This window comes from Sinomonas sp. P47F7, assembly GCF_049332655.1.
Lineage (GTDB): Bacteria > Actinomycetota > Actinomycetes > Actinomycetales > Micrococcaceae > Sinomonas.
The window spans coordinates 2,927,359-2,939,990 of the sequence record NZ_CP186327.1; the positions used below are offsets into that span (position 1 = coordinate 2,927,359).

The window sequence follows — 12,632 nt, forward strand, 5'->3', positions numbered from 1 at the left end:
GGTGCCACCCGCCGCGAGCCTCACATCCGGGCCCGATCGCTTGGTTCTGCCTACTTGGACTGGTCGAAGAAGTTCTTCGCCTCGTCCTCGTCGGTGCGGCGGGTCTCGGCGGCAGGTGCAGGCGTCGCCTCGCCGGCCGGGGCCTCGCCGGGCTCCTCCGCAGCGGCGTCGGCCTTCCGCTCGCCGGCCCGGAGCTCAGCCTCCCCTTCCGCAACGGAAAGGCCGGTGGTCGGCTCGCCCTCGACGGTCGTGAAGGACGGCGCGCCGGGCGCACCGGTGACGAGGACGTCCTCCTGCGAGCCGAAGCCGCGGAAGAGGAGGCCGGTGATGGCGGCACCGAGCAGCGGCGCGACCCAGAAGACCCACAGCTGGCCCAGCGCGCTCGGCTCGGCGAAGATCGCCGTAGCCGTCGAACGCGCAGGGTTGAGCGACGCGTTCGTGATCGGCGCGATCGCCTGGACGAGGATCGCGAGGCCAACACCAATGGCCCACGGGGCCACGCCCTTCGCGGCGCGCTTGGACGTCGCGGCGAGGATGATCGCGAGGAACGCGGCGGTCGCGACGACCTCGACGAGGAGGCCGGCGGCCAGCGGGAACTTGTTCGGCGACAGGTCGTCGACGCCGTTCGAGAGCTGCGTGAAGATCGTCTGGACGTTCGAGAGGTTCGGGAGCGTGCGCACCGTCACCCACAGGATGAGCGCGCCGATCGCGCCGCCCACGAGCTGCGCCAGGACATAGAGAGGAACCCGCTTCCACGGTGTGCGGCCGGCCACGGCCGTGCCGAGCGTCACGGCCGGGTTGAAGTGGCCCCCCGAGATGTGGCCGACGGCCGCGATGCCGACGCCGATGCTCAGACCGATCGCGAGCGGAGCCGGGAGGGGCGCGGTCTGCGGGTTGCTGAAGAGAGCGACGCCGAGGCCGCCGAAGACGAGCAGGAACGTGCCGAAGGCTTCGGCCGCGAGCTTCGCGACGATGCCGAACTCCTGGGCGGCCGCGGGGGCGGCCTCGGTGGTGGTCACCGCGGGGCTGGTCATGGGGATTCCTCTTTCGAGTCGTCGGTGGGGGCGGCCGCGTGCCGCCAAGCCCTTAGGGCTGCGCACCAGCGCCGGCCCTAGGGTGGCCGGGCCGGTGCCCGCCCACATCCTACCCTCCCAGAATGAGTGCCAAGATGGCGCTCGCGGCGAGCGCCATGAGCGCCACCGCGGCCATCCGCATGACGAGCGCTGGCGGCGCCGCCGTGCCGTGGACGAGTTCGTGGGCCCGCACCCATCCGCAGCCGATGAGGACGAGCGTCGCCGCCGTCGAGACCATCGCGCAGACCCCGAGCGCGGCGACGACGGCCGGCGTCCGCTGGCCAGCGCCCCCGAGCGCGAGCAGCCACACGCGCCAGACGAGGACATCGAGCACGGCGAGCGCCAGGAGCGTGCGCCGCCACGCGAGCGAGGTCCGCTCCGGCTGCAGGCCGGGATCCCGGCTCGGGGTCGCGCGGGGGTCGTCGGTCACGGGTGGAGCACCACGAGGATCGCGACGGTCAGCCCCGCCACCGCCACGACGGCAGTCATGCCGAGCAGCACGCGCGAGTACGGCAACTCACGGCCGTGGCGCATCGCCTGCTCCGAACGCGACCAGCGGCGGTACGCGAGGATCGTGAGCATGCCCCCGACCACCGCGAGCACCACGCACAGGCCGATCCGCAGCGGCGCCGGCGCAATGTTGGGCGTGAGCTGGTCGAGGCCGACCGCCCCAGCGAGGAGGGCGAGCGAGGTGCGCAGCCAGGCGAGGAACGTCCGCTCGTTGGCCAGCGAGAAACGGTAGTCAGGGGTCGTGCCCTGCTGGCGCCATTCGGGTTCGCGCACGCGGCTGCCTTCCATTAAAGGAGTACGGGTTCTCCTCGCAGAATACCCGCGCAGTAGCGGTACATTGCTGGAGTGACGAGCACGCCGAGCCCCACTTCGAGAATCCACGGCTGCCTCCTGGGCGCGGCCGCCTCCGAGGCCGCGGTCCTCGCGGGCGGCGCCGCCGGCACCGGGCCCGGCAATGGGGCGCTGCACCTCGGTGCGGCCGGCCAGCTTTCGTTCTATACGGCCGACGCGCTCGTCGAAGTCCTCGAGTGGGCCAACGCCGGGGTCTACGCGGACCAGACCGCGTGCGTGTGGCTCGCTTACCTGCGCTGGGCCGAAGCCCAGGGGGTCGCCCTCCCGGCCTCCGCGCCGTCGGCCCCGCCGCGCTGGATCGACACCCAGCCCGCCACGAATCACCAGCTCCCGGTCCGGCCCTCGTGGGTCGCCTCGCTCGCGGGCGGCGAGATGGGCACCCAGGCGCGCCCGCTCGGCGCCGCGTACGACGACGGCGCGGCCGCCGCGCGCTCGGCCGCGTTCGGGCTCGTCGTGGGAACCCCGGCGGACGCGGTCGCCGCGATGGCGCTCGACGGCGCCCACCTCACCCACGGGCATCCGAGCGCGGTCCAGGCCGCCGCGGCACTCGCGCTCGTCGTCCGGGAGCTCGCCGCGGGCGGGTCCCTGCGGAGCGCGATCGAGACGTCGTCATCGGTCCAGGCCGCCTCGCGGAATCCGGCGGCCGACGTCGCGAACGCCCTCGAAGGCGCGCTCACGGGCCGTCATGGTGGCGAACCCCGGTCCCCTGCGGCGCGAGCGCTCGGCGCCGCGCTCGAGGCGGCGCTTGACGCCGAGTCCGAGGCTGAGGACGGCAGGTTCCAGGCCGCCGTCGACCGCGCGGGCGCGGTGGGGCCGGACGCCGCCGCGATGACCGGCGCCCTGCTCGGCGCGCTGTGGGGCGCCGACGCCGTTCCCGAGGAATGGGCGCGCCGCCTCGAGGGCTCGGACATCGCCGCCGAACTCGCCGCGACGCTCGCGAGGGCATCGGGCGCGGAGGAGTAGCGCGCCCGAGGCGCGGCCGCCTAGTTCAGGATCTGCGCGTGTCGTTCAGGATCTGCGCAGCGAGATGTTGTTGCACGCCTCGCACACGCTCTCGGGGATGACGCCCGCGGCCTGGAGCTTGCCGAAGATCCAGCAACCGAGGCAGAACCCCGCGAACGCCTCGAGCGAGGCCGCGACGATGAGCAGCCCCAGGAGCACCCACGCGATCGGGGCGAGCCCCACGGCCCACAGGATCGCGGCGGCCGTCGAGAGCACGGCGCCGATGGTCTGGGCGAAGCGCTTCGGCGGTCCGGCGACGAGGCGAGCGCGGCCGAAGCGCGGCGCGATCACGTGCACGGCGAGCCGCCCGACCGGCGAGTAGCGTGGGCCGCCCGCGACGCGGAGCCAGAACCCGAGGGCGATGATCCACAGCGGCCAGCCCCACCCCAGCGTCAGTCCGAGCGCGAGCGTCACGAGGCTCAGCACCACGACGACGCCAGCGGTCGAGCGGGCGGCGTACTCGTTCACGGGATTCGGGAACTCGAACGCGCGGCGCAGGGCGCTGGTGCGGGTGGTCGCGGTAGCTGATCCGGTGGTAGTCACCGTCCCAGCCTAGGAACGCCGGCACGCCGCGAGGAAGGAATGTTGCGCTGTACTACTTGTTACCTCGGGCTACTTTCCGCGGCGTCCCCGCGTCACGCGCTCCGGGCTGGCCACGCCCCGCCGAGCATCTGGAGGAACTCGCCCTCCGAGAGCACCTCGACGCGGTACCCGGCGGAGCGCAGCTCCAGCGCCCGCCGGGCCTTGGAAGTCTTGGGCCCCGAGCCGCCCGCCGCGGTGCCCCTCGCGAGGTCCGCGGCGACGAAGCCGTCGCCGACCACGAGAAGCGTCGTGGCCCGCGTGACGGAACTCGCGGGCTGGGCACCGAGCGCCGCGGCTCGGCTCTTCGCCTCGGCCCGCGTCATACCCAGGCTTCCCGTGAAGACGATCCGGTGCCCGAACAGCGGGTGGGCGGGGTCGGCGGCGGGGTTCGCGGCCGGGTTGCCGCCCTCCTCGGGCCACGGCGCCCACGTGCGCCGGCCCGCGGGAACGGGCGCCGCCGCGCTCGGTGCGGGGCGGACGACGGCGCGGAGAGCCTTCGCGGTGGGCGCTGAGAACTCGTCCCGTCCCGGGATGAACTCGGAGTGACGCGGGAGCGCGAGGTGGAGGGACTCGTAGAGCCCTTCGACGCTCGTCGCGCCGTGGCGCTGCGCAATGTCCACGAGGATGCCCGCGCACGCGGCGGCGTCCTCGGTAGCGTCGTGGTGGTTCACGAGCGGGACGCCCGCTGCCTCCGCGACGAAGGGGAGCGAGTGCGAGGGCAGATCGTACGTGCGGCGCGAGAGCACCACGGTGCACGCGTAGTCGTAGGCCGGGGCGGCCATGTCAGAGACCTCGAGCGCCGAGCGGATGACGCCCAGGTCGAAAGCGGCGTTGTGGGCCGCGAGAACGTCGTCCCCGACGAAGCCGCCGATCTCGGCGAACAGCTCACCGAAGCGCGGGCGGCCCGCGACGTCGTCGGGCCGGATCCCGTGGATCGCGACGTTGCGGGGGTCGAATTCGTCGTGACCTGCCGGCGGCTGCATGAGCCACGTGGCGGTCTCCACGGCCTTCCCCGATCGGACCTTGACGAGCCCCACCGCGCACGGCGACCCGCGGAACCCGTTGGCTGTCTCGAAGTCGATTGCGGTGAAGTCCAGGGCCACGCGGCGAGCTTAGTCGCGCTTGGCTGCGCGGCCCGGGACCGCCACGCGCTACGGCGAAGTCCGGCACAACGTCACGCGCAAGGCAACGCACGGGGCGCCGGTACCCTTGGAGGGTGATCCGTGCCGCGCTGACCGAACTCGCCGCCACCCTGCCCGCAGCCGTCCAGCCAAGGACTGCCTCATTCCTCCCGGATTGGCTCAACCCCGACGTCTTCCTGCGGGACTCGCCGCTCGGCCCGTGGGTTGTGCTCGTGATCTGCGCGATCATCTTCGCGGAGACGGGACTGCTGATCGGATTCTTCCTGCCGGGCGACTCGATGCTCTTCACGGCCGGGCTGCTCGTGGCCACCGGCGCGGTCAAGTTCAACATCTGGCTGCTCGCGCTGCTCGTCGTCATCGCGGCCATTCTCGGCAACCAGGTGGGCTATCTCATCGGTGCGAAGATCGGCCCCTCGCTGTTCAGCCGGCCCGATTCACGGTTCTTCAAGCAGGAGAACGTGCGCAAGGCCCACGCGTTCTTCGAGCGGCACGGCGGCCAGTCGCTCATCCTTGCTCGCTTCGTGCCGATCATCCGGACTTTCGTCCCCGTGATCGTGGGCGTCGCGGGGATGGATCGGCGGAAGTTCTTCCTCTACAACGTGCTCGGCGCCATCCCGTGGGGCGCGGGCGTGACCCTGCTCGGCGCTTGGCTCGGACAGTACGAATGGGTCGGGAAGAACATCGACCTCATCTTCGTGGTGATCGTGCTCGTCTCGATCATCCCGATCATCGTCGAGTTCGTGAAGGGGCGGCTCGCGAAGGGCCGTGCGGCGGCCACGGCGGAGGCAGCCGCCGCTGAGCGCAGCGAAGAGAACGAGCCCGAGCGCTGAGTCTGGCCCGGCTGGCGGGGCCTAGGCCGAGGGGCGGGGCGCGGAGGCGCGACCTCGCACCGAGCGCACCCCAGCCGCTGGGTCAGGCGTCGTCCGAAAGCGCCGCGACGATCTCCGGGAGCAGCGCCCGGAAGGCCTGCCCACGGTGGCTGATCGCGTTCTTCTCGTCGCGGCTGAGCTCGGCGCAGCTGCGGTCGAGGCCCTCGGGCAGCAGGATCGGGTCGTAGCCGAAGCCCCCGTCGCCGCGGGGCTCGTGGAGCAGCATCCCCTTGAGCTCGCCGTATTCGACGTGCTCGGTGGGCCCATCGCCGTCGTCCGCGGGAATCACGAGCGCCGCCGCGCACACGAAGGCGGCGCCCCGGTGCTCGTCGCGCACATCGGCGAGCTGGGCCAGGAGGAGCTCGAGGTTCGCGCGGTCGTCGCCGTGCCGGCCCGCCCAGCGCGCCGAGAAGATGCCCGGCGCTCCCCCGAGGACGTCGACGGAGAGCCCGGAATCGTCGGCGACGGCGATGAGTCCCGTCGCGGCCGCTACGGCGCGGGCCTTGAGGAGCGAGTTCTCGCCGAACGTCACGCCGTCCTCGACGACGTCGGGGCCGCCCACGGCCGCCGCGTCGACCACCTGGGTGTCGACGTCGAGCCCCGGGATCTGGCCGCGCAAGAGCTCGCGCAGCTCGCGGAGCTTGCCCTGATTGTGCGTCGCGAGGACGAGCCGGGGCCCCGACCCACGCCGACCGCTGTTGTTCCCGGCGCTATGATTCCGGGCGCTGTTACTCCCAGTGCCGTTATTCCCAGCGCCGTTGTTCCCAGGGCCGTTATTCCCAGTGCCGTTATTCCCAGCGCCGTTGCTCCCAGCGCCGGTATTCCCAGCGCCGTTGCTCCCAGGGCCGCCCGCGGCAGCCGCGCTCACGGGGCCGTCCGAAGCGCCTCGGCGAGCGTCTCGCGCTGAATGTCCGCGAGCTGGGCCGTGCCGATGAGCGCGAGGTCGAGGAGGTTGTTGAGCTCGTCGCGGTCGAACGGCGCACCCTCGGCCGTGCCCTGCACCTCCACGAACTTGCCGGAGCCCGTCACGACAACGTTCATGTCCGTCTCGGCGCGCACGTCCTCGACGTACGGGAGATCGAGCATGGGCACGCCGTCGATGATGCCGACCGAGACCGCGGAGACCGTGTCGACGAGCGGCTCCGCCCCCGGCTCGACGAGGCCCTTGTCCTTCGCCCAGCGCACGGCCTCCGCAAGCGCCACGAAGGCGCCCGTGATCGCCGCCGTGCGCGTGCCGCCGTCGGCCTGGAGGACGTCGCAGTCGAGCACGATCGTGTTCTCGCCGAGCGCCTCGGTGTCGATGATGGAGCGCAGCGAACGCCCGATGAGCCGCGAGATCTCGTGCGTGCGGCCGCCGATCCGGCCCTTGACCGACTCGCGGTCGGAGCGCGTGTTCGTGGCCCGCGGGAGCATCGCGTACTCGGCGGTGACCCACCCGCGGCCCTCGCCCTTGAGCCAACGCGGAACGCCCTCCGTGAACGATGCCGTGCAGAGCACGCGCGTGTTCCCGAACTCGATGAGAGCCGAGCCCTCCGCCTGCTTGGACCACCCACGCGTGATGCTGATGGGGCGCAGCTGGTCGGGGGCGCGCCCATCGGCGCGCACGGCAGAGGGACTCGCGGGAGTGCGTGGGGTCATGGGACCCAGCTTACGCGGATCTCACGGACGGAAGTCAGACGAGGTAGTGGACGCCCGCGACCGCGACCGAGATCGGCCCCGCGTACGCCTGCTGGGCCTCCGCGACGGTGCGATTCGCGTCGTTCCACACGGGAAGGTGGGTCAGGAGCAGGCGTTTGGCGCCGGCGTCGGTCGCGGCGTGGCCCGCGCGAAGTCCCGTGAGGTGCACGCCGTCGATCGCGTCGTCGCGGCCCTCGTGATACGCCGCCTCGCACAGGAACATGTCCGCCCCGCGCGCGGCGTCGACAAGCCCGGAGCACGAGTCCGTGTCCCCCGAGTAGGCCAGGACGCGGCGCTCCGTCGAGCCGTCGGCCTGCGGTTCCACGCACTCGATACGCATCGCGTACGCCTCGGCGATCGGGTGGCGCGCGGGGTGCACGGAAAACCGGAAGGGGCCGAACTCGACGGCCTCCCCCGGCACCCATGAGTGGAACTCGAAGTCCTCGTGCAGATCCGCCGCGGTCCCCATGTCGAGGGCGATCGAGAGGCGCCGCGCGGTCGCCTCGGGCCCCCATACGGGCACACGTCCGGACGGCCAGCCGTTGGGGTCCCAGTGGATCGCGACCTGCAGCCCTGTGAGGTCCATGCAGTGGTCGGGGTGGAGGTGGCTCAGCAGGACGCCGTCGATGTCGCTCAGGTCCATGTAGCGCTGCAGGACCCCGAGCGCTCCCGATCCGAGGTCCAAGAGGATGCGCCAGTCCCGTTCGCCGTCGTGCGCCGTCAGGAGGTAGCAGCTCGCCGGCGAGCTCGGCCCCGGAAAAGAGCCGCTGCAGCCGACGATCGTCAGTTTCACCCCTGCATCCTATCCGCGCCGCCCGCTGCGGGCCTCGCGGGGTCCACGAAATATGAGACGCGCCCCGCGAGGCCCCCGCGGTCCGCGCGGGCGGCCTCGAGCATCTCCGGGGTGATGCGCGCGAGGCTTCCCGTCGGGTAGTGGGCGGCGACGTGCTCCGCGTGCTCCACGCGCTGGACCTCGGGGCCGAGGAAGCGGCGCGCGAGGACCTCGAACTGCCCGGCCTCGCCCGTCGCGAGGAACGTGTGCCGGGGCGGCTCGGCCGAGCGGCGCTCAAGGCCGTGGCTCACGAGCGCGCGGTAGACGTCCTTCGCGGTCTCCTCCGCGCTCGAGACGAGGGTCACGCCGTCGCCCATGACGTAGCTGATGACGCCCGTGAGCAGCGGATAGTGCGTGCAGCCGAGCACGAGCGTGTCGACGCCGGCCTCGCGCAGCGGCGCGAGGTAGCCCTCGGCGGCCTCGAGAAGCTCAGGCCCCGTGGTCACGCCGGCCTCGACGTACGGGACGAAGTCGGGGCACGCGGCCGAGGTGATCTGGAGGTCCGGCGCCGCGGCGAACGTGTCCTCGTAGGCGCGGGATCCCACGGTCGCGCTCGTGCCGATGACGCCCACCCTGCCGTTGCGGGTCGCGACGACGGCGCGGCGCACCGCGGGCTGAATGACCTCGATGACCGGGATGCCGTAGCGCGCCGTGTAGCGCTCGCGCGCGTCGCGGAGCACGGCTGCGGACGCCGAGTTGCACGCGATGGTGAGGAGCTTGACGCCCGAGTCGACGAGCTCGTCCATGACGCCGAGCGCGTTCGCGCGCACCTCCGCGATGGGAAGCGGTCCGTAGGGGCCGTGGGCCGTGTCGCCGACGTAGAGGACGGACTCGTTCGGGAGCTGGTCGATGATCGAGCGCGCGACCGTGAGGCCGCCGACGCCCGAATCGAAGACCCCGATGGGGCGCTCGGAGCGCTCGAGCGTCGCGTCGTCGTCAGTGCTCTCAGTCCTGGCCACGGCCGCTCCCCGCTCCCTCGGGCCCGTTCCCGCGCCCACCGGCCCGGTAGCTCGCGAGCATCGCGTCGACGAGCGTCGTCTGGAGCCACGTCACGAAGTTGTAGACGAGCGCGAGGTAGGCGTCGACGTCGTCATCCCCCACGTCGGACCAGTCGGTAACCCCGTGGATCCGCTCCGCGTCCTGCTCGCTGTGGATCCCCAGGCGCTCGGCGAGGACGAGGCGCACGTCCGTGAGCGCCGTCGCCCAATGCTCCGCGCCCGCATCGTCGAGCAGGACGTCGCGCGACTCGAGGCCCAGCGACGCCGCGCGGAGGGCGCCAGCCTTGCCCTCCCGCAGCGAGCGCTCGGTGAGGCGCCGGAACTCGCGGGTCTCCTCGTCGTCGTCCTTCGAGACGTTCGGGAGGAGCCGCAGGAGGGCTGGATCCTCGGGCTCGGTCGCGTCGGGGCTGATGCCCACGAGCGCGGCGAGCGGGTCTTCCTCGGGTGCGTCGTCCGGCTCGAGGAGCGCGACGACGTCGCGGAACAGTCCGCGCAGGAGCTCGCGCTCGGCGTCCTCGAAGCGGCCGCTGATGCCGCGCCTTCCGTAGCTGAACGGCTCAGCCATCCTCGCCGGCCCTTTCGACCGTGGCCCACAGGCCGAAGGTGTGCATTGCGACGGCCTGCCGTTCGACGGTCTCCTTCGAGCCGTGCGAGACGATCGAGCGCCCCTCGGTGTGCACCTGCATCATGAGGGCATCCGCCTTCGCCTCCGAATAGCCGAAATACGTCTGGAAGACGTAGCTCACGTAGCTCATGAGATTGACGGGGTCGTTCCAGACGACGAGGTTCCACGGCACAATGCGCGCGGTGTCGGTTGCCGTCGTCGTCTCCTCGCTGAGGCTAGGTGCCGGTTCGGTGGCGACGCTCAAACTCATGGGCTCCATTCTAGGCAGGCCGCCTCGCGCCCCCTTGCATCCCACCCAACCCACCCCTGCAGCCCACCCCTGCGGCCCGCGCCGCTAGAGTGAATCCGTGACCTCTTCGAGCACGTGGGAAGCGCCCCGCACGTCACTGTTTACCGACCACTACGAGCTCACGATGCTCCAGGCCTCGCTCCACTCGGGCGCCGCCCATCGCCGGGCCGTGTTCGAGGTGTTCGCGCGCCGCCTGCCCGACGGCCGGCGCTACGGGGTGGTCGCCGGAACGGGCCGGCTCCTCGAAGGCATCACGGGCTTCCGGTTCAAGGACGAGGAGCTCGCGTTCCTCGAGCGCACCAAGGTCGTGAGCCGCGAGACCCTCGACTTCCTCGCCGACTACCGGTTTTCGGGCGATGTGTGGGGCTACGCCGAGGGCGAGGCGTACTTCCCGAACTCGCCGATCCTCATCGTCGAATCGACATTCGCGGAGGCGTGCATCCTCGAGACCTATCTGCTCTCCGTGCTCAACCACGATTCGGCGATCGCCTCCGCCGCATCCCGTATGACGATCGCCGCCAATGGCCGGCCGTGCATCGAGATGGGCTCGCGCCGCACGCACGAGGAATCGGCCGTCGCGGCGGCGCGCGCCGCCGTCGTCGCCGGCTTTGCCAGCACGTCCAACCTCGCCGCGGGCCTCCGCTACGGGCTCCGCACGGTCGGGACCGCCGCGCATTCGTTCACGCTCCTCCACGACACCGAGCGCGGCGCGTTCGAGGCGCAGGTCGCCTCAATGGGGCCGGGCACCTCGCTGCTCGTGGACACGTACGACGTCGAAACCGCCGTCCGCACGGCCGTCGAGATCGCGGGAGATCGCCTGGGCGCCGTCCGTCTCGACTCGGGGGACCTCATCGGCCAGGCGCACTGGGTGCGCCGCCTCCTCGACGAGCTCGGCAACGTCACCACGCGCATCGTCGTGACGTCCGACCTCGACGAGTACGCAATCGCGGCCCTCGCCGCGGCCCCCGTCGATTCGTACGGCGTGGGCACTTCGCTCGTGACCGGATCGGGCGCGCCGACGGCGTCGATGGTCTACAAGCTCGTGAGTCGCACCGACGACGACGGCGATTTCGTCGCCGTCGCGAAGGCGGCGAAGAACAAGCAGACCGTGGGCGGACGGAAGTACGCGTTGCGGCGGCTCGACGCGAACGGCGTCGCGACCGCCGAGGTGGTCGGGGTGGGCCACGTCCCCGAAGGCGACAGCAACGACCGGCCGCTCCTCGAGCACTTCGTCTCGCGCGGCGAGCTGCAGCCCGGTTGGACGGGCCCCGAGGGGGTCGAGCGGGCGCGAGCGCGCCACGAGGCATCGATGGCCGAGCTGCCCGCCGCCGCCCGCCGCATGCACCGCGGCGAACCGGTCATCCCGACGCTCTACGAAGGCGACTGAGCAGAAGGGTCGCGCCGAAGGGACGCTGCCTCACGGAGGGAGAATAGAGCCATGAAGCGAGCACTCATCATCGTGGACGTGCAGAACGACTTCTGCGAGGGCGGCTCCCTCGCGGTCGACGGCGGCGCGTCCGTCGCGTCGCGGCTCACTGGCTATGTCGCGGAGCACGCGGGCGACTACGGTGCGATCGTGACGACGCAGGACTGGCACATCGATCCGGGCGCGCATTTCTCGGAGCAGCCGGACTTCGTCGACACGTGGCCCGCGCACTGCGTCGCCGGGACCGCTGGGGCGGCGTTCCATCCGGACCTCGACGTCTCTGCGGTCGACGCGATGTTCCGCAAGGGCCAGTACGCCGCTGCTTATTCAGGCTTCGAGGGGCACCTCGCGCAAGCTGGGGACGCTGAGGGAACCTCGGACGACTCCCCCGGCCTCGACGAATGGCTCTCTCGGCACGGGATCACGGACGTCGACGTGGCCGGGATCGCGACTGACTACTGCGTCAAGGCCACCGCGCTCGACTCGGCCCGCGTGGGCTACCGGACGACCGTCCTCAAGGACCTCTGCGCCGGCATCGCCGACGACCTCGAGCCGACGTTCCGCGACCTCGAGTCGGCGGGCGTCCGCCTCGCCTAGCCGCAGGGTCACCACCGCTTGCGCCGTCACCTCCGCAGGGTCACCACCCCTTGCGCCGTCACCTCCGCAGGGTCCCCACCCCTTGCGCCGTCACCTCCGCAGGGTGGTCACTCACGCGGCGCGTTCACGGATCGCCGCCTTGATCAGCCTCACGACGCCTCGGAAATCTTCGCGAAGATCGTCAAGCCGAACGTGGATGACGATCCATCCTGCCTCCCGAAACGATCGGTCACGGCGAGCATCAGCCAACCGCTGTGCTTCTGTGTCGTGACAGGATCCCTCGTACTGGACGACGATTTTGAGTTCTCGATAGCCCATATCGCCTGACGGTGAATACGGATTCCCCGGGCTCAGCGAAATCTGCAGTTCCGGTTCCGGGAGTCCGGCGTACACCAGGGCGAGCCGAAGGAGAGTTTCGGGAACGGAATCCGATCCCACCCGCATGTCGTCCAAGGCTAGTCGGCATCGTGCTACCCCTTTCATCTTGGGATGAACCGAGAGCATTTCTAGCAGTGATTCGCGCGTCGCGTACGGCTCGGACCGCCGTCTCTCAAGGCTCGGGCGGGGAATCCGGAGAAGATGGTCACCGAGTGCCACGAGCTGCTCATGCGGCAATTGCATCGCCAGATCTAGCCAAGTGCGCGCTGGCGTCGTCATTC

General features: G+C 71.4%; 15 protein-coding genes and 1 pseudogene. 4 read left to right on the top strand and 12 right to left on the bottom strand.

Translation table 11 applies throughout. From position 1 onward, the window contains the following. Positions 1–50 precede the first annotated feature (50 nt). The 3 genes from ACOKR1_RS13630 to ACOKR1_RS13640 all read right to left on the bottom strand — a co-directional run bounded on the left by ACOKR1_RS13630 (position 51) and on the right by ACOKR1_RS13640 (position 1,856). Positions 51–1,034 (bottom strand): aquaporin, encoded by a 984-nt coding sequence (locus tag ACOKR1_RS13630; RefSeq protein WP_422933553.1) that lies wholly within the window; start codon positions 1,032–1,034, stop codon positions 51–53. Between the two features lie 109 nt (positions 1,035–1,143). Next, the gene (locus ACOKR1_RS13635) at positions 1,144–1,503 is read right to left on the bottom strand and encodes a DUF202 domain-containing protein (RefSeq protein WP_422933554.1); all 360 of its coding nucleotides are present in this window, start codon (positions 1,501–1,503) and stop codon (positions 1,144–1,146) included. Beyond that, complete coding sequence (locus tag ACOKR1_RS13640) at positions 1,500–1,856, bottom strand: YidH family protein (protein ID WP_422933555.1); 357 nt, start codon at positions 1,854–1,856, stop codon at positions 1,500–1,502. The genes ACOKR1_RS13635 and ACOKR1_RS13640 overlap by 4 nt, the downstream gene beginning before the upstream one ends. 72 nt (positions 1,857–1,928) lie before the next feature. Between ACOKR1_RS13640 and ACOKR1_RS13645 the strand changes: the two genes are divergently transcribed. After that, complete coding sequence (locus ACOKR1_RS13645; RefSeq protein ID WP_422933556.1) at positions 1,929–2,897, top strand: ADP-ribosylglycohydrolase family protein; 969 nt, start codon at positions 1,929–1,931, stop codon at positions 2,895–2,897. 45 nt (positions 2,898–2,942) lie between these two features. On the opposite strand, the gene ACOKR1_RS13650 is transcribed toward ACOKR1_RS13645, so the two are convergent. Beyond that, the gene (locus ACOKR1_RS13650) at positions 2,943–3,479 is read right to left on the bottom strand and encodes a DUF4395 domain-containing protein (RefSeq protein ID WP_422933557.1); all 537 of its coding nucleotides are present in this window, start codon (positions 3,477–3,479) and stop codon (positions 2,943–2,945) included. A gap of 92 nt (positions 3,480–3,571) precedes the next feature. Continuing rightward, positions 3,572–4,621: an exonuclease domain-containing protein gene (locus ACOKR1_RS13655; protein ID WP_422933558.1), complete on the bottom strand. Its 1,050-nt coding sequence runs from the start codon at positions 4,619–4,621 to the stop codon at positions 3,572–3,574. A gap of 113 nt (positions 4,622–4,734) precedes the next feature. Between ACOKR1_RS13655 and ACOKR1_RS13660 the strand changes: the two genes are divergently transcribed. After that, positions 4,735–5,490, top strand: a complete 756-nt coding sequence (locus tag ACOKR1_RS13660; protein ID WP_422933559.1) for a VTT domain-containing protein — start codon at positions 4,735–4,737, stop codon at positions 5,488–5,490. An 82-nt stretch (positions 5,491–5,572) separates the two neighbouring features. On the opposite strand, the pseudogene rdgB reads toward ACOKR1_RS13660, so the two are convergent. The 6 genes and pseudogenes from rdgB to clpS all read right to left on the bottom strand — a co-directional run. Next, positions 5,573–6,208 (bottom strand): annotated as a pseudogene (gene rdgB / locus ACOKR1_RS13665) (RdgB/HAM1 family non-canonical purine NTP pyrophosphatase); the annotation flags it as partial. A gap of 185 nt (positions 6,209–6,393) precedes the next feature. Beyond that, on the bottom strand, positions 6,394–7,167 hold the full coding sequence (gene rph / locus ACOKR1_RS13670) for a ribonuclease PH (protein WP_415856347.1): 774 nt from the start codon (positions 7,165–7,167) through the stop codon (positions 6,394–6,396). 34 nt (positions 7,168–7,201) lie between these two features. Further along, entirely contained in the window at positions 7,202–7,999 is a 798-nt protein-coding gene (locus ACOKR1_RS13675) for an MBL fold metallo-hydrolase (RefSeq protein ID WP_422933560.1), read from the bottom strand. Next, positions 7,996–8,997, bottom strand: a complete 1,002-nt coding sequence (gene murI, locus ACOKR1_RS13680; protein ID WP_422933561.1) for a glutamate racemase — start codon at positions 8,995–8,997, stop codon at positions 7,996–7,998. Before murI ends, ACOKR1_RS13675 begins: the two co-directional genes overlap by 4 nt. Then, positions 8,984–9,601: a DUF2017 domain-containing protein gene (locus ACOKR1_RS13685; RefSeq protein WP_422933562.1), complete on the bottom strand. Its 618-nt coding sequence runs from the start codon at positions 9,599–9,601 to the stop codon at positions 8,984–8,986. Before ACOKR1_RS13685 ends, murI begins: the two co-directional genes overlap by 14 nt. Next, complete coding sequence (gene clpS, locus ACOKR1_RS13690; RefSeq protein ID WP_415856351.1) at positions 9,594–9,911, bottom strand: ATP-dependent Clp protease adapter ClpS; 318 nt, start codon at positions 9,909–9,911, stop codon at positions 9,594–9,596. The genes ACOKR1_RS13685 and clpS overlap by 8 nt, the downstream gene beginning before the upstream one ends. A 97-nt stretch (positions 9,912–10,008) precedes the next feature. Between clpS and ACOKR1_RS13695 the strand changes: the two genes are divergently transcribed. Continuing rightward, positions 10,009–11,337: a nicotinate phosphoribosyltransferase gene (locus ACOKR1_RS13695; protein ID WP_422933563.1), complete on the top strand. Its 1,329-nt coding sequence runs from the start codon at positions 10,009–10,011 to the stop codon at positions 11,335–11,337. A gap of 51 nt (positions 11,338–11,388) precedes the next feature. Further along, a complete protein-coding gene (locus tag ACOKR1_RS13700; RefSeq protein WP_422933564.1) occupies positions 11,389–11,973 on the top strand; it encodes an isochorismatase family protein in 585 nt (194 codons plus the stop codon). A 111-nt stretch (positions 11,974–12,084) separates the two neighbouring features. Here ACOKR1_RS13700 and ACOKR1_RS13705 read toward each other — a convergent pair whose 3' ends face one another. After that, on the bottom strand, positions 12,085–12,417 hold the full coding sequence (locus tag ACOKR1_RS13705; RefSeq protein WP_422933565.1) for an endonuclease domain-containing protein: 333 nt from the start codon (positions 12,415–12,417) through the stop codon (positions 12,085–12,087). Between the last annotated feature and the right edge of the window lie 215 nt (positions 12,418–12,632).

What these genes read in the sequence shown, in the direction of transcription:
- ACOKR1_RS13700 (WP_422933564.1), top strand. Translation starts at nt 11,389, where the DNA reads ATGAAGCGAGCACTCATCATCGTGGACGTGCAGAACGACTTCTGCGAG.
- clpS (WP_415856351.1), bottom strand. Translation starts at nt 9,911, where the DNA reads ATGAGTTTGAGCGTCGCCACCGAACCGGCACCTAGCCTCAGCGAGGAG.
- ACOKR1_RS13685 (WP_422933562.1), bottom strand. Translation starts at nt 9,601, where the DNA reads ATGGCTGAGCCGTTCAGCTACGGAAGGCGCGGCATCAGCGGCCGCTTC.
- ACOKR1_RS13630 (WP_422933553.1), bottom strand. Translation starts at nt 1,034, where the DNA reads ATGACCAGCCCCGCGGTGACCACCACCGAGGCCGCCCCCGCGGCCGCC.
- rph (WP_415856347.1), bottom strand. Translation starts at nt 7,167, where the DNA reads ATGACCCCACGCACTCCCGCGAGTCCCTCTGCCGTGCGCGCCGATGGG.
- ACOKR1_RS13705 (WP_422933565.1), bottom strand. Translation starts at nt 12,417, where the DNA reads ATGCGGGTGGGATCGGATTCCGTTCCCGAAACTCTCCTTCGGCTCGCC.